This window comes from Arthrobacter sp. NQ4 (assembly GCF_029077345.1).
Lineage (GTDB): Bacteria > Actinomycetota > Actinomycetes > Actinomycetales > Micrococcaceae > Arthrobacter.
The window spans coordinates 355,452-375,912 of sequence record NZ_JARETC010000002.1 but is presented as its reverse complement, the minus strand read 5'-3'; the positions used below and the strand labels follow the sequence as shown (position 1 = coordinate 375,912).

Below are 20,461 nucleotides of genomic sequence, written 5' to 3'. Positions count from 1 at the left end.
AGTGGCTGCCCGGGGGAATAGACTGGAGTAATTAAACGGTGGTGAGGGGTGCTTCATTGGAAGAACGTTCGGCGTCGGTGCCAACGGCAGAGGAAGAAAAAAGTCCTGCCGGTGTACAAGCCGGTGCGGCATCCTCTGCGCGCCCAGGGTCCTTGGTTCCTGTTGACAATTCGGGATCACGGGCAACGTTTCCCGGCCGAAGGGAGCGCACCCGGTCGCGCCTTGCCCGCCTGACCGGTCGTGGAGCAGCCACCTATTCGCCCATCCTAGAGCCGCTGTTGCGCACTGTCCGGGCCAACAATCCCAAAGAGGACTTCGACCTCATCCAGCGCGCCTTCGACGTAGCTGAGCGGAGCCACCGCGGACAGAAGCGCAAGAGCGGGGACCCGTACATTACCCATCCGGTGGCTGTGGCCACCATCCTCGCCGAGCTAGGCCTCAGCGGCACAACCCTGGCGGCGGCCCTGCTGCACGACACCGTCGAGGACACCCCGTACACCCTCGCGGACCTGAAGCGGGACTTCGGGCCGGAAGTGGCCATGCTGGTGGACGGCGTGACCAAACTGGACAAGGTCAGTTTCGGCGAGGCCGCCCAGTCGGAAACGGTCCGCAAGATGGTTGTGGCCATGGCCAAGGACATCCGCGTCCTCATGATCAAGCTGGCCGACCGGCTCCACAACGCCCGTACCTGGCGCTTCGTATCAGCCGAATCGTCCGCCCGCAAAGCCCGTGAAACCCTCGAAATCTTCGCCCCGCTGGCGCACCGGCTGGGCATGAACACCATCAAGTGGGAGCTCGAGGACCTGTCCTTCGCGGCCCTCTACCCCAAGGTGTACGAGGAAATCGTCAGGATGGTGGGGGACCGGACCCCCGAGCGGGAAAAGAGCCTGGGCGTCATCCGGGACCAGATCACCGAGGACCTGCGCGCGGCCAAGATCAAAGCAACTATTACCGGCCGGCCCAAGCACTACTACTCCATCTACCAAAAGATGATTGTCCGCGACAAGGACTTCGACGACATCAACGACCTCATGGGTGTCCGTGTCCTGGTGGACTCCGTCCGGGACTGCTACGCCGCCCTGGGCACCATGCATTCGCGCTGGAACCCCCTGCCCGGCAGGTTCAAGGACTACATCGCGATGCCCAAGTTCAACATGTACCAGTCCCTGCACACCACCGTGATCGGCCCCGGCGGTAAACCGGTGGAGATCCAGATCCGCACGCACGAGATGCACCGCCGGGCCGAGTATGGCGTGGCGGCCCACTGGAAGTACAAGGACCAGCCCAACCGCACCGCGGTGGGCCCCGGAAGCCCCCGCGACGGCGACATGGGATGGCTGCGCTCCCTGGTGGACTGGCAGCAGGAAACCTCGGATCCCGGCGAGTTCCTGGACTCGTTGCGCTTTGAAATCAACGCCCGCGAAGTGTTCGTCTTCACACCCAAGGGCGAAGTCATGGCGCTGCCGGCAGGATCAACGCCCGTGGACTTTGCCTACGCCGTGCACACGGAGGTAGGCCACCGCACCATTGGCGCCCGGGTCAACGGCAAGCTGGTCCCGCTTAACAGCGAGCTGAACCACGGCGACTGGGTGGAAATCTTTACCTCCAAAGCCGAGGGGGCCGGACCCAGCCAGGACTGGCAGCACTTCGTCAAGAGTGCCAGGGCACGCAACAAGATCCGCCAGTGGTTCAGCAAGGAACGCCGCGAGGAGGCGATTGACCGCGGCAAGGAGCTGTTGACCCGTGCCATGCGGAAACAGAACCTGCCACTGCAGCGGCTGATGACGCACGAGGCCCTGGCCGCCGTGGCCGAGGAATTCAAATACACGGACATCTCCGGCCTCTACGCCGGCGTGGGCGACGGGCACACATCTGCCCAGTCGGTCATGGAAAAGCTGATCGAAAGCCTGGGCGGCAACGAGAGTGCCGATGATGACGTCGAAGAGGTCAGCATCCCCACCCAGGTCAGCAAGGCCCGCTTCTCCGACTCCGGTGTTGTGGTCCGCGGCGTGGGCGACGTCTGGGTGAAGCTGGCCCGCTGCTGCACGCCCGTTCCACCGGACCCTATCCTGGGCTTTGTGACCAGGGGATCCGGCGTCTCCGTGCACCGCACCGACTGCACCAACATCTCGGACCTGAAGGACCAGCCGGACCGGATCGTGGACGTGGACTGGGCGCCAACCCAGTCGAGCGTTTTCCTGGTGGAAATCCAGGTGGAGGCCCTGGACCGCAAATCACTGCTGTCTGACGTGACGCGGGTCCTTTCCGACAACCACGTCAATATCCTCGCGGCCAGCGTCCACACCTCCACGGACCGGGTGGCCATCTCAAAGTTCGCGTTCGAGATGGGCGACCCCAAGTACCTCAGCCACGTCCTCAGCGCCGTGCGCAGGATCGACGGGGTCTTCGACGTCTACCGCACCACCGGCAACAAACGCCGGAGCTAAAAGGGCGAGCTTTTCCAAAGCAGCCCGCTTGTGCGGCACCCTGGGTGTTGCTTCGATGGCGCGCACCAGCAGCCGCAACCGCACGTCCTGCTGCGGGCGGGCCAGCAAGCCGGCGAGGGCCGGTACGGCACGTTCCGGTTCCACGTGCAGGGCGATGTCAAGGGCGGTCCGCAAGGGGCTGGAAACCATCAGGCCGCCCAGGCTGATCACGTCGAACGGCCCCAGCCTCACCTCGTGGAGCGTGCAGCCGCGGGTATTCCGCAGGCTGGATACCCGCCGCTTGGCATCAACCAGGAGTGCCAGCCTGTCCGGTTCCGCCGCGCAGCCGTAGATCCACGCCGCAGTCATCCGCCCCGCGACGACCCGCTGCCGGATGGCCGCCGGCACAGCACCCGCGGCCGCCCTTGCCCGCAACTGCGGGGACGCCGGCAACCCCGGAAGCGTGTAACCGTGTTGGTGGAACCGGGCCAGCAGTCCGTCGGCGGCCAGGGACTGGAGTTCCGGACCGGCGAAGGGGACCCCGGGTGCGTACAGTTCGGGAAAGCGTGGCGCCGCGGCCGCCTCTGCTCCGCCTGCCGGGCACCCTGGCCCCGGTGGGGAAGCGGAGGGGTCCCTGCCCGGTCCGGCGTCGGAGGATGCTGGTGGTGTGGCCATACCCCCATCCTGCCCGGACCGTGGTTAACGGGCACAGGCCCGGTCCGGGTTATGTGGATAACCGGGACCGGGCCTGTGACTTTCAGCCCAAGCCAGAGAAGCTCGGCGCGAGAAGCCTAGGACAGCTCGCTGGCGGAGCGCTGGATCTGGTCAAGCCAGGCCTGGCGGGCTTCGAGGGCCTCCCGGGCAGCCTTGATCTTGCGCTGGTCACCGCTCTTTTCGGCCTTGGCGAGGTCTTCCTGGAGTCCGGCAATGGCGGATTCCAGCTGCGAGAGTGCGCTGTTGGTGCGTGCCTTGCGTTCGGGGTTGGACCGCTGCCACTGCTCTTCCTCGGCGTGGCGGACGGCGTCTTCAACCTTCCGGAGCCCGGCTTCGATCCGGCCCATGTCCGCCCGGGGTACCTTGCCGGCCTCTTCCCAACGGTCACGGACGGACTGGAGCGCCTTCTTGGCGGCTGCCAGGTCCTTCACCGGAAGGATGCCGTTGGCCTCGGCCAGCAACGCCTCCTTCACTGTAAGGTTCGCCGCGTACTCCTGGTCGATTTCGTCGTTGGCCGCCTGGCGGGAGGTGAAGAAGACGTCCTGGGCGGCGCGGAACCGTGCCCACAGGGCGTCGTCATCCTTCCGGCTGGCGCGCGGTGATGCCTTCCACTGGTCCATCAGCCGGCGGTATTCGCCCGCGGCATAGCCCCAGTCGGTTGACGTGGATAGGGCTTCGGCCTCGGCGATCAGCTTCTCCTTGGCAGCCTTGGCTGCGGAATTGTTGCTGTCCAGCTGGGAGAAATAGGCCCGGCGGTGGCGGTCGAAGACGGTGCGGGCGGCGCGGAAGCGCTTCCAGAGGGCGTCCTCGTTGCTGCGGCCCAGCCGCACGCCGCTCTTCTGGGCTGCCTTCCAGTTCTCGAACAGCTCGTTCATCCGGGCGCTGGAGGTCTTCCACTGCGTCTGGGCGGGATCCTGGCCGGAAATCTGCTCCGCCTCGGTGACGATGGCCTCACGCGCTGCAAGCTCGGATGCTCGCACGGCATCGTGCTCGGCCTTCTCGGCCTTCTCCAGCTCCGTGATTTCGACGGCGAGCTTGTCCAGTCGCGCTTCGGCTGCCCGCAGGTCGCCCACCATGTTCCGTTCGGCGAGCTGTTCACGCAGGTGCGTCACCGTCTTTTGCATGTCCGTGCTGGGAGCCTTGGAGCTGACACGCTGTTCGAGGAGGACGATCTGCGCCACGACGTCGTCGTACTTCCGCGCAAAGTAGATCAGCGCCTCGTCACCGCTCACGCCGGGGTACTGTCCCACGGGGTGCTCGCCGCCGTCGATATTCAGGTAGACGTGGCCGTCCCCTTCCACTCGGCCCCACTTGGAGGCCTCGGCGACAGACGTGCTGGGCGCAGCGGGCACCGGTGCGGCAGCGGGAGCGGCGGCAGCGGGCTTGGGACGCGATGCGAAGGCAGCAGGCGACGGTGCTGACGGCCGGGGGCCGGGTGCGGCAGCAGGCACAGACGGCTCCGCGGCAGTGGCTACCCCGGACTGGCCCACTGCATCCTGCCCACTGGCCGCGTCAACACTGGCCGCGTCAGCAGTGCCCTCCTCTGAAGCGGTTGCTTCGGGGGCCGCAGGTGCGTGCCCGGCCTGTGCAGCAGTATCGGCCGCGTCCTCGGCCGGAGCCGTTGGTTCGGTTACGCCTGTTGCTGTTTCGTCGGATTTCTGACTGTCTGTCACCGCTAAAAGTCTTTCGCTTGGAGGGAAATACTCACGTACTGCACCGCGGCCTTGCCGGCCCGGCTCCTACTTCAGAGAAAACGAGTCTATCGTGACTGGTTGTTTTGGTGCGCCGTCCGTGTCGCTGGCACCTGGCGTGATACCGGCGGCAGCAATGTTGGACACCACATCAAGCCCCGAGGTCACCTTTCCCACCACGGTATAGCCCCCCGCTGCGTCTGCCGGAATCGCGGTGTCCTTATAGACAATGAAGAACTGTGTCCCGTTGCCGTAGGCGTTGTTGCCGGTACGGGCCACGGCGATGGTGCCGGCGGGGTACATGTTGTCCGCCGGGGTGTTCTCCAGCGGACCCCACGTGTAGTTGGGGTCTCCCTGGCCGTCGCCCGTGGGCGAACCGCACTGCAGCACGCCGAACTGGTCTGCGGTGGTGAGCCGGTGGCACGTCTTGCCGTTGAAATAGCCTTCGTCGCTGAGGGACTTGAAGACCGCCGCGGCCTGGGGAGCCTTGGTTCCGTCCACCTCCACGCCCAGAGGACTGCCGTTCAGCAGCAGTTGGCCCGTGAAAGTCTTGCCGGCCGCCGAGTCTGCGGCCGGGATGTTCGGCCCGTTGGTTGCAGCAGCGGATGGAGTGGGGGAGGCGCTGGCCGAGGCCGATGGCTCGGTCAGGCCTGCCTGCGCGGCAGCATACTCGTCCTCGGTCGGGTTTCCGGCGAACGCCGTGAGCTGGAGGACGACGGCGAGCAGTACGGCGGCGGTTCCCGCGCCGGCGGCCACGAGGTTGTCGCGCTTGCGCCGCCTTTCCTGGTCGCGCCGGAGGTCACGCTTGGCTTCCATTTGCTGGATGCGCCGTTTCGTTTCGCGGGCACTGCGTGAACTGGCCGGCAAGGGTCCTCCTCATCCTCGGGCTGCTGGTGTGCCGCGGTTGGCCGCGGCGCGAAGAATTCAGCGGCCAGTCCGTGCCGTCCGCCGTATTAGAGATGCACACGGATGAACGCATAAACTGGCTGCCGCACATAGTTTATGCATGGCCGGCTGTGCTGCCGCCGTACGCCGTCCCTGAACGGTGTGGCCGGCAGTGCGCCGCGCCTTCCATCCCTAAGGAGAACCTTCCCCATGGCACGCACCGCCTCCCTGTCCGGATTCCCCGAGTGGCTTCCCGAGGAGCGGCTGGTGGAGCTGCATGTGCTCGATACCCTGCGCAGGGTCTTTGAGCTGCATGGTTTTGCCTCGATCGAAACCCGGGCTGTGGAGACGGTGGGCCAGCTGCTCCGCAAGGGCGAGATCGACAAGGAAGTGTATGGACTCAGCCGGCTCCAGGAGGATGAGAGCGACAACCCGGTAAAGGGCGGCAAAGCGGATCCCCACGCGCTGGCCCTGCATTTTGACCTGACGGTGCCGTTTGCCCGCTACGTCGTTGAAAACGCCGGCTACCTCGCCTTCCCGTTCCGCCGCTACCAGATCCAGAAAGTGTGGCGCGGCGAGCGGCCCCAGGAAGGCCGGGCCCGTGAGTTTACCCAGGCGGACATCGATGTGGTGGGCGACGGCGAGCTTCCGTTCCGTTACGACGTCGAGATTGCACTGGTCATCGCCGAGGCCCTCAGTGCCCTGCCCATCCCCGACTTCCGCCTCCGGATCAACAACCGCAAGCTCGCCGAAGGCTTCTACCGCGGCATCGGCCTCGATGACACCGCAGGCGTGCTGCGCAGCATCGACAAGCTTGAAAAGATCGGTCCCGCCAAGGTGGCTGAGCTGCTGAAGTCCGAGCTGGGCGCTTCCGATGACCAGGCCGCCAAGGCGCTGCAGCTGGCAGCAATCCGCACGGACGACACATCCTTCGTGGCGCAGGTCCGTGCCCTCGGCGTCACCAACGAGCTCCTGGATGAAGGCCTCGACGAACTGGAGCAGGTTATCGATGCCGCCGTGCAGCGGGCTCCCGGCAAGGTGCTGGCCGACCTCAGCATCGCCCGCGGCCTGGACTACTACACCGGCACCGTGGTGGAAACCGTGCTGGTGGGCCACGAGCAGCTCGGGTCCATCTGCTCCGGCGGCCGCTACGACGCCCTGGCGTCCAAGGGAAACCGGAAGTTCCCGGGCGTCGGGCTGTCCATCGGCGTGACCCGGTTGGTCTCCCGGATCCTGAGCCAGGACCTGGCCAAGGCCTCCCGTTCGGTTCCCACGGCGGTGCTGGTGGCCCTGAACCACGACGACAGCTGGGGCGGTGCGCAGGACGTCGCCGCGCTCCTGCGCAGCAGGGGTATCCCCACGGAAGTGGCGGCCAAGGCAGAAAAGTTCGGTAAGCAGATCAAGTTCGCGGACCGGCGCGGCATCCCGTTCGTCTGGTTCACCGACGAGGACGGCACCCACCAGGTCAAGGACATCCGTACTGGCGAACAGGTGCTGGCCGCGCCCGAAACCTGGATGCCGCCGCTGGAGGACCTGACGGTTCAGGTTGAAACCACCGCCCCCGCAGCAGCCTCCGTGTAGCCCGGCAAGTCAGGACTGGTGCTGCCGGAGGCGCAGCGCCAGCCAGCGCCCGGCCACCCCGGCTGCGAGGACCGCGGCCATGGTCAGCACGGGCGCCGGCGGCAGGGTGAAGGCGAGGACGACACAGCCCAGGAATCCCACGGCGTTCAGCCAGCGGCGGGCATAGCCGGGATGGGCCGTGAGGGTGAAGGCGGACGCGTTCGCCACGGCGTAATACACCAGTACGCCGAAGCTTGAGAAGCCCACCACCGTCATCACGTTGGTGGTCAGCAGGAGCAGGATGACGACGACGGCCACAGCCAGTTCCGCAACGAACGGGACGGTGTGGGTGCCGCCCACCTTTGCCAGCGGACCCGGCAGGTCGCGTTCCCGTGCCATGGCCAGGGTGGTCCGCCCCACGCCCGTGATGAGGGCGAGGAGGGCACCCAGGCATGCAGCGGCTGCGCCCGCCTGCACCAGCGGCGCGGCAGGGGCAAGGCGGGAATCCAATACTGCGTCCAGCAGGGGAGTTCCGGACGCGGCAAGCCGCTCTCCGAGGTGGTTCAGCAGGAGCAGTGCCAGCAGCAGGTAGATGGCGAAAGCGGCTGCCAGGGCCGCCAGGATGGCCCGCGGGATGGCCCGTGTGGGGTCTTTGACCTCTTCGCCCAGCGTGGCGATCCGGGCGTAGCCGGCGAAAGCGAAAAACATGAGCCCTGCTGCCGGCAGGACTCCCGCCGGGTTGCCCGACGGCGGCCCGGCCAGTACCGCCGCGGTGTGCGGGCCCAGCCACGCGGCCACGGCGACGAACACCAGCGTCGCCAGGACCATGCACAGCAGGATGCGTGTCAGCAGGGCGGTCCGGGTAATGCCGAGCAGGTTGACTCCGGTGAGCGCCACGACGGCGGCCACAGCCACCGGGACCGCATAATCCCGCGCTACGTAGCTGCCGAACGTCAACGCCATGGCCGCGCACGACGCCGTCTTGCCTGTCACGAAACCCCAGCCGGCCAGGAAACCCGGCCACTCGCCGAGCTGGTTCCGCCCGTACACGTAAGTACCGCCGCTGGTGGGGTATTTGGCGGCGAGGGCGGCAGAGGCCACGGCGTTGCAGTACGCCACTACTCCCGCGATGAGCACCGACAGGACCAGGAGATTCCCTGCCAGCGCGGCGGCCGGAGCGAAGACCACAAACACGCCGGCACCCAGCATGGAACCCAGTCCGATCGCGGTGGCGTCAAAGGTCCCGAGCCTGCGCTGCAGCTGCTGCGGTTCGCTCATGCGGCGGCATTCCCTTTCCAGCGGGTAAACTCGGACGGGATCGTTCCCGCAACGATCATATTGAAACTTCCCACTGTTTTCCCGCAGAAAGGCGTGCTGTGCTGCGCACACATGACCTCGGATCCCTTCGTTCCGAGCACATTGGACAAACCGTAACCCTGGCCGGCTGGGTGGGCCGCCGTCGTGATCACGGTGGTGTGGCATTCGTTGACCTTCGCGACGCTTCCGGCGTGGCCCAGGTGGTGGTCCGCGAGGAAGAAGTGTTCCACGGACTGCGCAACGAGTACGTCCTGCAGGTCACGGGCACCGTGTCCAAGCGTCCGGAGGGGAACGAGAATCCCGCCCTCGCGACCGGAGAGATCGAGGTCATCGCCGAGGATGTCACCATCCTCAACACCTCCGACCCCCTGCCGTTCCAAATTGACGAACACGTGGAAGTCGGCGAGGAAGCCCGCCTCAAGCACCGCTACCTGGACCTTCGCCGCCCCGGCCCCAGCCGCAACCTGCGCCTGCGCTCCGAGGCCAACCGGGTGGCGCGCGACCTGCTCCACCAGGAGGGCTTCGTGGAGATTGAGACGCCCACGCTGACGCGTTCGACGCCGGAAGGCGCCCGTGACTTCCTGGTTCCGGCACGCCTGGCCCCGGGTTCCTGGTACGCGCTCCCGCAGTCCCCGCAGCTTTTCAAGCAGCTGCTGCAGGTGGGCGGGTTCGAGAAGTACTACCAGATTGCACGCTGCTACCGCGATGAGGACTTCCGTGCGGACAGGCAGCCGGAATTCACCCAGCTGGACATCGAGGCCAGCTTCGTCGACCAGGACGACATCATCCGGCTGGGCGAAAACATCGTTAAGGCAGTGTGGCAGCTCATCGGAGCGGACATCCCGACGCCCATCCAGCGCATCACCTACGCCGACGCCATGGCCCGGTACGGCTCCGACAAGCCGGACCTTCGCTTCGGGCTGGAACTGACCGAGCTCACCGATTTCTTCAAGGACACCAACTTCGGCGTGTTCAAGGCTCCCTACGTGGGTGCCGTGGTCATGCCCGGCGGCGCTTCCCAGGCACGCCGTGCCCTGGACGCGTGGCAGGAATGGGCCAAGCAGCGCGGCGCCAAGGGCCTTGCCTACGTCCTGTACAAGGAGGACGGCGAACTCGCCGGCCCCGTGGCGAAGAACCTCACCGAGTTCGAGCGTGCCGGCCTGGCCGACGCTGTGGGCGCGAAGCCCGGCGACTGCATCTTCTTCGCCGCTGGTGAAAAGACTCCCTCGCGCGCCCTGCTGGGTGCCGCCCGCGTGGAAATCGGCCACCGCACCGGCCTGATCGACCCCACGGACTGGGCTTTCTGCTGGGTTGTGGACGCGCCCATGTTTGAGCCCGCCGCCGCTGCCGTTGCCTCCGGCGACGTTGCTGTCGGCGGAGGCCAGTGGACTGCCGTGCACCACGCCTTCACCTCACCCAAGCCGGAATTCCTTGACACGTTCGACAAGGATCCCGAGTCGGCGCTCTCCTACGCCTACGACATCGTCTGCAACGGCAACGAAATTGGTGGCGGCTCCATCCGTATCCACCAGCGCGACGTGCAGGAGCGCGTCTTCGAACTGATGGGCCTGGACAAGGAGGACGCCCAGACCAAGTTCGGGTTCCTGCTGGAGGGCTTCAAGTACGGCGCGCCTCCGCACGGCGGCATCGCCTTCGGCTGGGACCGCGTGGTCTCGCTGCTGGCAGGAGTCGAGTCCATCCGCGACGTCATCGCCTTCCCGAAGTCCGGCGGTGGACACGACCCCCTCACCGAGGCCCCGGCCCCCATCACGCCGCAGCAGCGCAAGGAAGCAGGGGTGGACTTCAAGCCCGAGGCCAAAAAGCCCGAAGTGAAGAAGCCCGAAGACAAGCAGTAGTGCACGGTTAGTGGCTCCAGGCCGCAATCATTGGAGGTTCCCCGGTTCGCCCGGGGGACCTCCTGCCGTTAAGGAAGGAACAGCCCCGTGACCACACCGAGCCCGGTCCAACCCGCACCCCCGGGCCTTGAAGCCGCCATGGACGCAGCATGGCCAGCACCGGACCGCCATGATGCCGGCAGCTGGACGCTTCGTGCGGCCGCAGGCGTCACCCAACGGGCCAACTCCATCTGGCCACGCAGTGAAGAGTACGGTGTCGACCGGTGCAGCGACGACCTCCCGGGCCTGCTCAGGGAGGCCAGGGCCTGGTACCGCAGCCGCCGCTTGCCGGTCATCTTCCAAGTCTTCGACACCCCGGCAGCGTCCGGTCTCCATGAGCTGCTGGACGCGGAGGGCTTCACCCGCCAGTCCGAGACCCTGGTCATGACCCGCAGCGCGATGGATGCCCGGATTCCCGCAGGCGCCACGCCGGCGGTGGAACTCGCCACGGAGCCGTCAGGGGAGTGGCTGCGGGTCTGGTGGGAGGTGGACGGCCGCGGCGGGGAGGACTCCCCGGCCGTCGCGGAAACCATCCTCAGGGGCTGTCCCTCCGTGTATGCCCTGGTGCGGGACCGTGGTGGCAGGGCTGCCGCCGTCGGGCGCCTTGCCCTCCCGCGCGGCAGCGGGCAGGGCGGCCTCTACTGCATGGCTACCCTTCCGGACGCGCGCCGCCAGGGCTTCGCGGCCGTCATCCTGCAATCCCTGCTGCGGGCAGGCAACGAGCGGGGATTGGACGGCTTCTGGCTTCTGGTCACAGCGGCGAACCGTGGGGCGCAGCAACTCTACGGGAAAGCCGGGTTCCGTGAGGCCGGCCGATACCTGTACCGGCAGGAACGCCCGCAGCGCGCCCAGACTGGTTGCTAGGGCTGCATTAGGGGCCCGCGGGATCAGTGGATCCGGGTGCCCGCTGTTGGTGCGTCCTGCAGTTCATGCCTGCTTGCCTGCAGCAGATCACGGCGCTGTGCGGATCCCTTGAGGTAGGAGGCGCCCAGTTCGGCAATAGGTGTCCTGAAGGTCTCCGGGGAGTAGAAGGCCGATGCTGCCGCGATAAGCATGCAGACCGTGGCGAAGACAGCCACCGGAATCCAACCGGTTATACCGGGGGCAAGGAGCATGCCGGCAATCATTGGTGCGAATCCGGCGAGAACCAGTCCGAGCTGGTTCCCCAGTGCCATTCCGGTGTAACGGACGGGGGCGGCGAACTGTTCCGCGAAGAATGCCGGCCAAATGCCGTTGAAGCCCGAATAGAGCACCGTCATGTTGAGGAAGGCGGACAGGAAGACCAGCGCGAGGTTGCCGGAGGACAGGGCGAGGAAGTAGAGGAAGATCGTAACCGAGCAGCCGATGGCGGCCGTAAGCAGCAAGGGGCGTCGTCCTATCCGGTCCGAAAGCCTGGCCGCGAGCGGCATGGCCACCATCGACAGTCCGATGGCCACAGCATTGACGGTCAGGATGGACGCTCGGTCAAAGCCGGCAGTAGTGGTGGCATAGGCCAATCCGAACACGGTGAAAACGGTCTGCATGACGGACATGATGGACATCCCCACGACGCGCATAACGTCAGCCCCCTGGAACCTGAGCACTTCCTTAATCGGCATCGGGGCCACCTGGTCCGTTGCCTGGGCTTCCTCAAAAACGGGGGTCTCGTCCAAGTGCGTCCGCACCCAATAAGCGATCCCGAGGACCACGATGGAGAGCCAGAAGGGAATGCGCCATCCCCAAGCCATCATGGCTTCTTGTGGCAGGGCTGCCACGGGAATAAAGACGAGGGTGGCAAGCACCATGCCGGAGGCGTAGCCGGTCATCACGAAGCTGGTGAAGAAGCCCCTTTTTCCTTCCGGTGAATGTTCGAGGGTCAGGGTCGAGGCGCCCGCCGATTCCGCGCCGGCGGAAAACCCCTGGGCCAGGCGGCCGGCCACCAGGAGGATCGGGGCCCAGATGCCCACCTGTTCGTAACCGGGCAGGAACCCGATACCCAATGACGACAGGCCCATGATGCCGAGGGTGAGCAGCAGGATTTTCTTGCGGCCCAGTTTGTCCCCGAAGTGGCCCATGACCAGGCCTCCAACCGGACGGGCGACGTAGGCTACGCCGAACGTGGCAAATGCACTGATCAACCCGACCGCCGGGTCTGCGGTCGGAAAGAAGATGTGCGGAAAGACCAGGGCGGCGGCCGTCCCGTAGATGAAGAAATCGTAGTACTCAAGCGTGCTGCCGAGGAAGGACGCCAACGCCGCTTTGCCCGGAGTTTTACGCTGGGCAGTATCTGGTGCCGATTGGGATGGGGACATGGACTGCATGGTTCTCCTCAAGACGTCGGTGTCTCAGTGGGAGCCTGCTGGGAATCCGCCAGGTGGAAGTCCACCGAGAGGATTTGCTGGCTGTTGGGAAATGAGTAGGACTTAAGCGGCTCGTGCAGGCGATGGGTGTTGTAGACCGCAATGTCCTCGACCGATTCGAAATCGGCCACAATGGCGTAGTCGAAAGAGCGCTCGGTCCCGAGCACGTTAGCGCCGTGGGTCAGGCTGAGCATGCCCGGAATGTTCCCGGCCATCCTGTCGAGTCCGGTGATCCAGGCATGCTTGTCAGCGGGCGGAAAATCCGGTTTGAACTTGAAGAGCACGGTATGGCGGATCATCTCAGGCACCCACCAGTTCCGCGCCTGCTCCGTTTCGTTCAGCCGCGCAATACTCCGGCCGCAGCCCGGCGATGGTGCGGCCTGCCAGGTAGCCCATAGTCATGATTGGCCCAAGGGTTGCTCCGGCGCCGGGGTATCCGGCTGCGTAGGCGTTTTCGGTCGTGTTTCCTGCGGCGAACAGGCCCTTGATGGGCTGGTTGTCGACGTCGAGCACGCGGGCCAGCCCGTCGGTTGCAACGCCGCCGTTGGTGCCGAAAGCGCCATTGACCACTTCCATGGCGTAGAACGGCCCGGTCTGCAGCGGACCGAGAGAGGGGTTCGGGTACGGGTTCTCCTCGTCGCCCCAGTACTTGTCGTAGGCGCTTTCACCGCGGCCGAAGTCGGGGTCTTCGCCCTTGACCGCGTATTCGTTGAACCGTGCCACGGTTGCGCGGAGGTCTTCCGCAGGCACGTCGATCTTGGCCGCGAGTTCTTCTAATGTGTCCGCCTCGATCAGGTAGCCGGGAGTGGGCTGGCCGGCGCGGTGGGCCAGGATGCCATAGCGCTCCATGTACGTGTGGTCGACGATTACGTGGACAGGGGTATTGAGGGTCTGGTTTTTGGGGGAGTCCCAGGACTGCAGGCTCCGGGCGAGGTCGTTGTAGTTCTGGGATTCGTTCGCGAAACGGTGGCCGTGGCGGTTCACCATGATCGATCCAGGGCCCTGGCGTTCGAAGCGCAGCAGGGTGCCGATCGGCTGGCCGTCCCGGGTGTCCCCGGTGACGGACATTGGGGCCCACCAGGCTTCCCTGGTGCCGCGGGTCTGGCCGCCGATCCGCTGGGCCATCCGCAGGCCGTCGCCGGTGTTCGAGGGCGGCGAGCACATCGTGTAAAGCCGCGAGGCCAGCATCGAGTCGGCGAGTGCCTTGTCCCATTCGAAGCCGCCGGTGGCCAGTACTACGGCATCGTTTGCGTGGAAGGCCTGACCGGATTCGACCTCGACGCCGGTTACCCGGGTGCCGTCTGTCAGCAGCCGACGGCCCCGTGCTTCGGTGACTAGTGCGGCACCGTCGCGGACCAGGCTGGCAAGGAGCATGGACACCAGGGCCTGGCCCTTGGCCACGAGCCCGTCAGCCTGGCGCTGGTTGAGGTCGTCCCAGGGGAACATGGTGAAGGCGCCCCAGTTTTCGTATTCCTGCATTGTGAACGGGGCCCGGCCGTCAGTGCGGACGTGCGCGGTGAGCTTGCCGAGGGCTTCCTTGCTGTTGAACAGCTCGGGTTCCACTGTGCGGCCGCCCTCCACGGCGCCGGGGAGGTCCTGGCGGTAGTCCGGGAAGTTGTTGAGGAAGATGAAGCGGACGCCGCATTCCTCCTCAACGAAGCGGAGCATCTGGTCCCCGTAGTCCAGGGCGGCGTCCAGGAGCTCCTCCCGTCCGCGTCCCCGGGCCACGGCACGCACGTACTTTGCGGCCGCTTCCTTCGAATCGGTCATGCCGGCTTCCCGGGCGTGGTGGTTATCCGCCACCCACAGCATGCCGCCGGAGACGGCGGACGTGCCGCCCAGCAGGGGGCTCTTTTCCAGGACGACGACGGACTTGCCGGCGCGCGCTGCGGTGGCCGCCGCGGTGAGTGCGCCGGCGCCGGATCCGACGATGACGACGTCGTAGCTTTCGGCTGCGGTTCCATTGACGAATTTCATGGGTGTTGCCTTTCAGGAGGAGGAAATGGTTGCGCAGATGCCTGCGCCAACGGCTCTATCAAGCGGCTGCCAGGGCCGGGAACCCGGCGCCCGGTTAGATGGCGGTGTAGCCGCCGTCGATAACCAGCTCGGAACCGGTGGTGAAGCGGGACTCGTCGGAGGCCAGGTACAGCACCCCGTAGGCGATCTCGTCCGGTTTGCCCTGCCGGGGAAGGGGATTGGAGCCCACCAGCTGCTTGTAGTAGGCATCAGCGCCGATGTCCGACTGCTCGGCCGAGCGGCGGCTCATCCGGGTGTCCATGGAGCCGGGGTGGATGGAATTCACCCGGATGCCGTGGGCACCGTACGCCGCCGCATCGGACTTGCTCAGGAGCCGGACTGCACCCTTGGTCGCGTGGTACAGCGGCACGTTCCGTCCGCCCGTGATTCCGTGGATGGAGGAGAAGTTGACGATACTGCCGGCGCCCTTTTCGATCATGCCGGGGACCACGTGCTTGGTCATGAGCCAAACGCCCTTGACGTTGACGTTGAAGATCGTGTCGAAGTCGGACACCGAGGCGGTGTGCGAGGCTCCGGCCGGCCCAATTATTCCGGCGGCGTTGACCAGGATGTCCGGCGTCCCGAGATCCTCGCGGACCTGGCGGATGGCTTCTGCGACGCTCTCCTCGCTGGTGACATCGACGTCGTACTCTTTGACGTTGGTGTGGGAGGTTGCGGCGGGGATGCCGGCAACGTCCAGGCTGGCGACTGCTGCGCCGTGTTCTGCCAGCAGGGCGGCGGTGGCCCTGCCCAGGTCACCGCGGCCGCCTGTGACGACTGCAGTCTTGCCTGCCACGCGGTTCGCTGTGGTGTTCATGCGGTCTGCTCCTCGTAACTCCAGCAGCCTCGTTGCTGCATCCCAGCCAGAGTGGCAGGGGAGCTGTGACTGGAACCACATGTTTACCGATCAACGGCAAAAGTTGGTTCCTGCGGCTTTGCCTAGTGGCTCTGGCGAAGGGTGCCCTTCAACTCGCCCCGCCAGCCGAGGGCCCGCGAGATCCCGCGGGCCGATGCCATCAGCAGGGGCACCCGGGCGACTGCATTCTCCTCGTTGCGCGGGACCACCACGCTGAGCGCCGCGCGGATGGAGTTGTCCGGTCCGAACACGGGAACGGCGATGCCGCTGGATTCGGGAACAATCACGCCCGGCATGGCTGCAAAGCCCCGCTGCCTGATCGCGGCCAGATGGCGGCGCAGCTCGGACGGGTCGGTCAGCGTCGTTTCGGTGAATTTCGTCAGGGGCCGGGCCAAGAACCTGTCCTGGTAGGCCGCGGGGGAGTGTGCCAGGAGGACAAGGCCCGACGACGTCGCGTGGAGCGGCAGCCGGCCCGCAACTTTGGTGATGTCCACGATGGTCTTATCCGAGCCCAGGCGCTCGATGTACAGCACTTCGTCCGAATCCAGGATGCCCAGCGTGGTGGAGTGCTGCACCACGGACTGGACGTCCTCCATGAAAGGCAGCGCGGCTTCCCTCAGGCTGAGCGTCTTGGACCCCCGGGAGGCCAGTTCCCACATCCGGGTGCCTATATGGATGTCGCCGCCGGGCTCACGTTCGAGCAGCCGTTCGTGGAGCAGATCGTTGACCAGCCGGTAGGTGGTGGTGACCGGCAGCCCGGTCCTGCGCCCAAGTTCGGCGACGCTCATAGAACTATGGCGGTCGTCGAATGCACTCACGATCTTCACGAAGCGGCCGATGATCGACTCGCCCGACGCGGAATTGGCCACATTGCTCCTTCGGATTCCCGCTCAATGGTAATCCTCCTCCTGTGCCGCCCCCTGTTCCCGTCAGGCTCAGCCTGGCGGATCGGTCACTGTCACCCTTACGGAGCAGGCATCTGCCGCGGCCTTCTTCAGCACGGCGGCCCGGGGCTCGGCAACGTCCAGGTAGGGCAGGCGCGGCAGGCGCGCGTAATCACGCAGGGCGGGGTCCTGGAGGACCAGGTCAGCCAGGGCCCGGTCGCCGCCGGGCACCACATATTCGAAGGCGGCCGCGCGGAACACCTCCGCCGCCTGCTGCGCCACGGCCGCCACCAGGGCATCCGCCTGGTTGGAACGGCGGCGGGCAAACCGTTGCTGGGACTGGCCGCCAGCCGCCGTTCGGGCCTGGACGTACCGGGTGCCGGCTTTGGACGCGAGCAGGGTGCCTTCGCTTGCCACCCCGATGCCGTATCCACCCCGCCGCACCAGCAGCAGTCCCAGCCGGCGTGGTTGCGAGGCCAATGCAGCCAGCCGCTCCAGCGGGCCGGCGCCGCGTCCCGGACGCCCATCAGCCGGCCACGGCGCCTGCAGGAGTGCCTCCGTGCCGTCGGCCGCCACAAGGAGCAGGCCGTCGTCGCCATCCTGCAGCCGGTAGCCGCCGTGGGAGGTGCCGAAGCGTTCCGCCCAGCCCGCCAGCCGCGGACCGGACACGAATGCTGTCCTCACGGACGGCGGGGCACCGGTTGGACCTGGGGCGGGCATGGCGGTTCCTTGGGTTTGGGGGAGGGGGAAAAGCAGGTGCTGGACTGGAAGTAGCCTATCTATGTGGATGATCTCTTCGGGAACGGGCCAGAAAACGACGACGACGATCGTCCCGTCGCGGGGGAAAGCGTAGGTTCCCGGGGACAGGGTTCGCCGCGCAGCCCGCTGGCCGTCCGCATGCGGCCCCGCACCCTGGACGAAGTGGTGGGCCAGCAGCACCTGCTCGGCCAGGGGTCGCCGCTGCGCCAGCTGGCAGCCGGGGCGGGCGCGGATGCCGCCGGTCCGGCCGGACCCAGCTCCCTGATCCTCTGGGGCCCTCCGGGTACCGGCAAGACCACGCTGGCGCATGTGATTGCGCGCGGACCCGGCCGCAAGTTCGTGGAGCTGTCCGCCATCACCGCAGGCGTCAAGGACGTCCGGCGTGTCATGGACGACGCCCTGACGGCCCGCGACCTGTACAAGACCACCACGGTGCTGTTCCTCGATGAGATCCACCGCTTCAACAAAGCCCAGCAGGACGCCCTGCTGCCCGGCGTCGAAAACCGCTGGGTGGTCCTGGTGGCTGCCACCACGGAGAACCCCTCCTTCTCGGTGGTCTCGCCCCTGCTCTCCCGTTCCCTACTCCTCACGCTCAAGCCCCTGACCGATGCGGACATCGAGGGCCTCCTGGTCCGGGCCGTGGAGGATCCGCGGGGGCTGGGCGGCAAGGTCCGGCTCAGCGATGAAGCGCTGGAACACCTGGTCCGGCTGTCCGGCGGCGACGCCCGCCGCGCCCTTACGGCCCTGGAGGCCGCGGCCGGCGTCGCGTTCGGTGACGCGGACGACGTCGAACGTTCCGTGGGGGAGGAAGGCGCACCTTCCGCGCCTGCCGCCGAAGAGCCGGTCACCGTGGAGCTGCGCCACACCGAGCGCGCCCTCGATGCGGCCGCCGTCCGGTATGACCGCGCCGGCGACCAGCACTACGACGTAACCAGCGCCTTCATCAAATCCATCAGGGGGTCCGACGTGGACGCGGCCCTGCACTACCTCGCCCGGATGCTCGAGGCGGGGGAGGACCCCCGGTTCGTCGCCCGGCGGATCGTCATCTCCGCGGCGGAGGACGTGGGCATGGCAGACCCCACCGCGCTGCAGACCGCCGTGGCAGCAGCACAGGCGGTCCAGCTGATCGGTATGCCCGAGGGCCGGATCATCCTGGCCGAGGCCGTGGTCCACCTCGCCACCGCACCAAAGTCGAACGCCGCCTACATGGGCATCAACAAAGCGATCGCGGACGTGCGGGCGGGCCTCGGCGTCGGAATTCCCGCGCACCTGCGCGATGCCCACTATCCGGGCTCCAAGCAGCTGGGCCACGGCGTTGGCTACAAATACGCCCACGATGCGCCGCACGCAGTGGCCACCCAGCAGTACCCGCCGGATGACCTGGTGGGCCGCGACTACTACCAGCCCACCGGCAACGGTGCCGAACGGGATATCGCCCAACGGCTGGAACGCCTGCGGAGGATTGTCCGGGGCACGTAATGCCGTGGTAAGCTGAATCTTTGTCTGGCAAGGCGCGGACGCACAATCTCCCCAATTCAGGTTGGCAAGGTTATGCCCTGCGCCCAGTAGCAAAAGGCAGCGGTTGGCCGATGCTCTCCATCGTGGAGGCCAGTAACACTGACACACCGCAGATATTGGAAGGACACAAGTGGCTAACAACACTCGTGCTCGCCGTCAGGCCCGCCTCTCGCGGTCCCTCGGCATTGCTCTGACCCCCAAGGCCGCCAAGTACATGGAGCGCCGCCCGTACGGCCCCGGTGAGCATGGCCGTGCCCGCAAGAAGCAGGACTCCGACTACGCCGTACGTCTGCGCGAAAAGCAGCGCCTGCGCGCCCAGTACGGCATCCGCGAAGCACAGATGACCCGTGCCTTCGAAGAAGCCCGCCGCACCAAGGGCCTGACCGGTGAGAACCTCATCGAACTGCTCGAAATGCGCCTTGACGCCCTGGTCCTGCGTGCCGGCTTTGCCCGCACCATCGCCCAGGCCCGCCAGCTGGTTGTGCACCGCCACATCATGGTTGACGGCGTCCGCGTTGACCGCCCGTCGTTCCGCGTCGGCGAGGGCCAGCTGGTCCACGTCCACAGCCGCAGCGAAACCATGGTTCCGCTCCAGGTTGCCGCCGCCGGTGCCCACCGCGACGTCCTGCCTGCCGTTCCGGCCTACCTGGACGTCAAGCTGGAAGCCCTCCAGGCCCGCCTGGTGCGCCGCCCCAAGCGTTCCGAAATCCCGGTGACCTGCGAAGAGCAGCTCGTCGTCGAATTCTACGCACGCTAAATCCCAGCAGCGTACCCAAAGAAGCCCGTGGCAAGCGCCGCGGGCTTCTTTGTATGTAAGGTACTTGGGGGACATCTGCGCGGCGCCCCCTCCGGGCGCCTGCAGGATGGGACCCACCCACGGAATTTCGAGGAGATGAACGTCTATGTCTGGTGGCGATATTGCCGGCCTGATCGCTGCCGGGGTGTTCGCGCTCCTGGTCCTGCTGCTGGCGGTGCCCATCCTGAAGCTGGGAAAAGTCTTCGATGAGGTGCGGACCACCATCAGGTCCCTTAGCGACGGCGCCACCCCCCTGATGGACGAGGTCACGGCCACCGTTTCCACCACCAACCAGCAGCTGAAGAAGGTTGACGGCATCTCGTCGAACGTCTCGGATGCGTCCGCCAACATCTCAGCGCTGTCCTCGCTGGTGGCCGCAACGGTTGGTTCCCCGCTCATCAAGGTTGCCGCCTTCAGCTACGGCGTCCGCAGCGCCTTCGCCAACCGCCGGAAGCCCGCCGCCGGGCGCCGCAGCCGCTAGATCCGAAAAGAACAAACATGAAAAGAATTGTCTGGATGGGAATCGGCGTGGCCATTGGCGTCATTGCCTTCCGAAAAGTGAGCCAGGCCCAGTCCAGCCTCGGGCCGGAGGGCCTCAACCGCACCGTGGGACGGCTGGCCGACGGAGTTTACGACTTCGCCGACGCCGTCCGCGCAGGGATGCATGAACGGGAAACCGACCTGAGGACCGCCCTGGGCATCGAGTCCGCTGAAGTGGTTCGCCGCTAAGGCCCTCAGGGGCTTCACGCAGGCAGCCAGCCAACAACCGGCAGGTCCCCGTTGAGGGAGGACCCGCCACTTGAAC

General features: G+C 66.4%; 18 protein-coding genes. 8 read left to right on the top strand and 10 right to left on the bottom strand.

All coding sequences use genetic code 11. The annotated features are described in order from the left end of the window. Positions 1 to 56: 56 nt before the first annotated feature. A complete protein-coding gene (locus PUN51_RS05530; RefSeq protein ID WP_224026167.1) occupies positions 57 to 2,447 on the top strand; it encodes a RelA/SpoT family protein in 2,391 nt (796 codons plus the stop codon). Here the strand turns inward: PUN51_RS05530 and PUN51_RS05525 are convergent. The 3 genes from PUN51_RS05525 to PUN51_RS05515 all read right to left on the bottom strand — a co-directional run bounded on the left by PUN51_RS05525 (position 2,328) and on the right by PUN51_RS05515 (position 5,698). Then, positions 2,328 to 3,101, bottom strand: a complete 774-nt coding sequence (locus tag PUN51_RS05525) for a hypothetical protein (RefSeq protein ID WP_275180190.1) — start codon at positions 3,099 to 3,101, stop codon at positions 2,328 to 2,330. The two genes, PUN51_RS05530 and PUN51_RS05525, sit on opposite strands and share 120 nt — an antisense overlap. Positions 3,102 to 3,217: 116 nt before the next feature. Continuing rightward, positions 3,218 to 4,813 (bottom strand): DUF349 domain-containing protein, encoded by a 1,596-nt coding sequence (locus tag PUN51_RS05520; protein WP_275180189.1) that lies wholly within the window; start codon positions 4,811 to 4,813, stop codon positions 3,218 to 3,220. Positions 4,814 to 4,879: 66 nt separating this feature from the next. After that, positions 4,880 to 5,698, bottom strand: a complete 819-nt coding sequence (locus tag PUN51_RS05515; RefSeq protein ID WP_159631899.1) for a peptidylprolyl isomerase — start codon at positions 5,696 to 5,698, stop codon at positions 4,880 to 4,882. A gap of 228 nt (positions 5,699 to 5,926) precedes the next feature. Here PUN51_RS05515 and hisS point away from each other — a divergent pair, with 228 nt between their 5' ends. Beyond that, entirely contained in the window at positions 5,927 to 7,297 is a 1,371-nt protein-coding gene (hisS, locus tag PUN51_RS05510; protein WP_159631900.1) for a histidine--tRNA ligase, read from the top strand. 9 nt (positions 7,298 to 7,306) lie between these two features. Here hisS and PUN51_RS05505 read toward each other — a convergent pair whose 3' ends face one another. Continuing rightward, positions 7,307 to 8,554 carry an APC family permease gene (locus tag PUN51_RS05505; RefSeq protein WP_224026164.1) on the bottom strand — a complete coding sequence of 416 codons (1,248 nt, stop codon included), beginning with the start codon at positions 8,552 to 8,554 and terminating at the stop codon, positions 7,307 to 7,309. A gap of 98 nt (positions 8,555 to 8,652) precedes the next feature. Between PUN51_RS05505 and aspS the strand changes: the two genes are divergently transcribed. Continuing rightward, positions 8,653 to 10,449, top strand: a complete 1,797-nt coding sequence (aspS, locus tag PUN51_RS05500) for an aspartate--tRNA ligase (RefSeq protein WP_224026163.1) — start codon at positions 8,653 to 8,655, stop codon at positions 10,447 to 10,449. Between the two features lie 138 nt (positions 10,450 to 10,587). Beyond that, positions 10,588 to 11,352, top strand: a complete 765-nt coding sequence (locus PUN51_RS05495; RefSeq protein ID WP_224027153.1) for a GNAT family N-acetyltransferase — start codon at positions 10,588 to 10,590, stop codon at positions 11,350 to 11,352. Between the two features lie 23 nt (positions 11,353 to 11,375). Here the strand turns inward: PUN51_RS05495 and PUN51_RS05490 are convergent, their stop codons facing one another. The 6 genes from PUN51_RS05490 to PUN51_RS05465 form a co-directional block, all read right to left on the bottom strand. Continuing rightward, entirely contained in the window at positions 11,376 to 12,779 is a 1,404-nt protein-coding gene (locus PUN51_RS05490) for an MFS transporter (RefSeq protein WP_224026162.1), read from the bottom strand. 17 nt (positions 12,780 to 12,796) lie between these two features. Further along, entirely contained in the window at positions 12,797 to 13,126 is a 330-nt protein-coding gene (locus PUN51_RS05485; RefSeq protein ID WP_224027152.1) for a Dabb family protein, read from the bottom strand. Between the two features lies 1 nt (position 13,127). Further along, positions 13,128 to 14,804 (bottom strand): FAD-dependent oxidoreductase, encoded by a 1,677-nt coding sequence (locus tag PUN51_RS05480; RefSeq protein ID WP_275180188.1) that lies wholly within the window; start codon positions 14,802 to 14,804, stop codon positions 13,128 to 13,130. Positions 14,805 to 14,898: 94 nt separating this feature from the next. Next, the gene (locus tag PUN51_RS05475; protein WP_275180187.1) at positions 14,899 to 15,660 is read right to left on the bottom strand and encodes an SDR family NAD(P)-dependent oxidoreductase; all 762 of its coding nucleotides are present in this window, start codon (positions 15,658 to 15,660) and stop codon (positions 14,899 to 14,901) included. A gap of 122 nt (positions 15,661 to 15,782) precedes the next feature. Further along, a complete protein-coding gene (locus tag PUN51_RS05470; RefSeq protein WP_275180186.1) occupies positions 15,783 to 16,568 on the bottom strand; it encodes an IclR family transcriptional regulator in 786 nt (261 codons plus the stop codon). A 66-nt stretch (positions 16,569 to 16,634) separates the two neighbouring features. After that, positions 16,635 to 17,303 (bottom strand): acVLRF1 family peptidyl-tRNA hydrolase, encoded by a 669-nt coding sequence (locus PUN51_RS05465; protein WP_275180185.1) that lies wholly within the window; start codon positions 17,301 to 17,303, stop codon positions 16,635 to 16,637. Positions 17,304 to 17,366: 63 nt separating this feature from the next. Here PUN51_RS05465 and PUN51_RS05460 point away from each other — a divergent pair, with 63 nt between their 5' ends. The 4 genes from PUN51_RS05460 to PUN51_RS05445 all read left to right on the top strand — a co-directional run bounded on the left by PUN51_RS05460 (position 17,367) and on the right by PUN51_RS05445 (position 20,385). Next, entirely contained in the window at positions 17,367 to 18,821 is a 1,455-nt protein-coding gene (locus PUN51_RS05460) for a replication-associated recombination protein A (protein WP_275180184.1), read from the top strand. A gap of 169 nt (positions 18,822 to 18,990) precedes the next feature. Then, a complete protein-coding gene (rpsD, locus tag PUN51_RS05455) occupies positions 18,991 to 19,617 on the top strand; it encodes a 30S ribosomal protein S4 (protein ID WP_009357431.1) in 627 nt (208 codons plus the stop codon). 145 nt (positions 19,618 to 19,762) lie between these two features. Continuing rightward, on the top strand, positions 19,763 to 20,137 hold the full coding sequence (locus tag PUN51_RS05450; protein ID WP_141160339.1) for a DUF948 domain-containing protein: 375 nt from the start codon (positions 19,763 to 19,765) through the stop codon (positions 20,135 to 20,137). A gap of 17 nt (positions 20,138 to 20,154) precedes the next feature. Beyond that, the gene (locus tag PUN51_RS05445) at positions 20,155 to 20,385 is read left to right on the top strand and encodes a DUF6167 family protein (RefSeq protein WP_224026156.1); all 231 of its coding nucleotides are present in this window, start codon (positions 20,155 to 20,157) and stop codon (positions 20,383 to 20,385) included. Positions 20,386 to 20,461: the final 76 nt, after the last annotated feature.

Bases quoted from the DNA above. Each gene is read 5' to 3' on its own strand.
- hisS (WP_159631900.1), top strand. From the start codon at position 5,927: ATGGCACGCACCGCCTCCCTGTCCGGATTCCCCGAGTGGCTTCCCGAG.
- PUN51_RS05465 (WP_275180185.1), bottom strand. From the start codon at position 17,303: ATGCCCGCCCCAGGTCCAACCGGTGCCCCGCCGTCCGTGAGGACAGCA.
- PUN51_RS05495 (WP_224027153.1), top strand. From the start codon at position 10,588: ATGGACGCAGCATGGCCAGCACCGGACCGCCATGATGCCGGCAGCTGG.
- PUN51_RS05485 (WP_224027152.1), bottom strand. From the start codon at position 13,126: ATGATCCGCCATACCGTGCTCTTCAAGTTCAAACCGGATTTTCCGCCC.
- PUN51_RS05525 (WP_275180190.1), bottom strand. From the start codon at position 3,101: ATGGCCACACCACCAGCATCCTCCGACGCCGGACCGGGCAGGGACCCC.
- PUN51_RS05445 (WP_224026156.1), top strand. From the start codon at position 20,155: ATGAAAAGAATTGTCTGGATGGGAATCGGCGTGGCCATTGGCGTCATT.
- PUN51_RS05490 (WP_224026162.1), bottom strand. From the start codon at position 12,779: ATGTCCCCATCCCAATCGGCACCAGATACTGCCCAGCGTAAAACTCCG.
- PUN51_RS05480 (WP_275180188.1), bottom strand. From the start codon at position 14,804: ATGAAATTCGTCAATGGAACCGCAGCCGAAAGCTACGACGTCGTCATC.
- PUN51_RS05475 (WP_275180187.1), bottom strand. From the start codon at position 15,660: ATGAACACCACAGCGAACCGCGTGGCAGGCAAGACTGCAGTCGTCACA.
- PUN51_RS05450 (WP_141160339.1), top strand. From the start codon at position 19,763: ATGTCTGGTGGCGATATTGCCGGCCTGATCGCTGCCGGGGTGTTCGCG.
- PUN51_RS05505 (WP_224026164.1), bottom strand. From the start codon at position 8,554: ATGAGCGAACCGCAGCAGCTGCAGCGCAGGCTCGGGACCTTTGACGCC.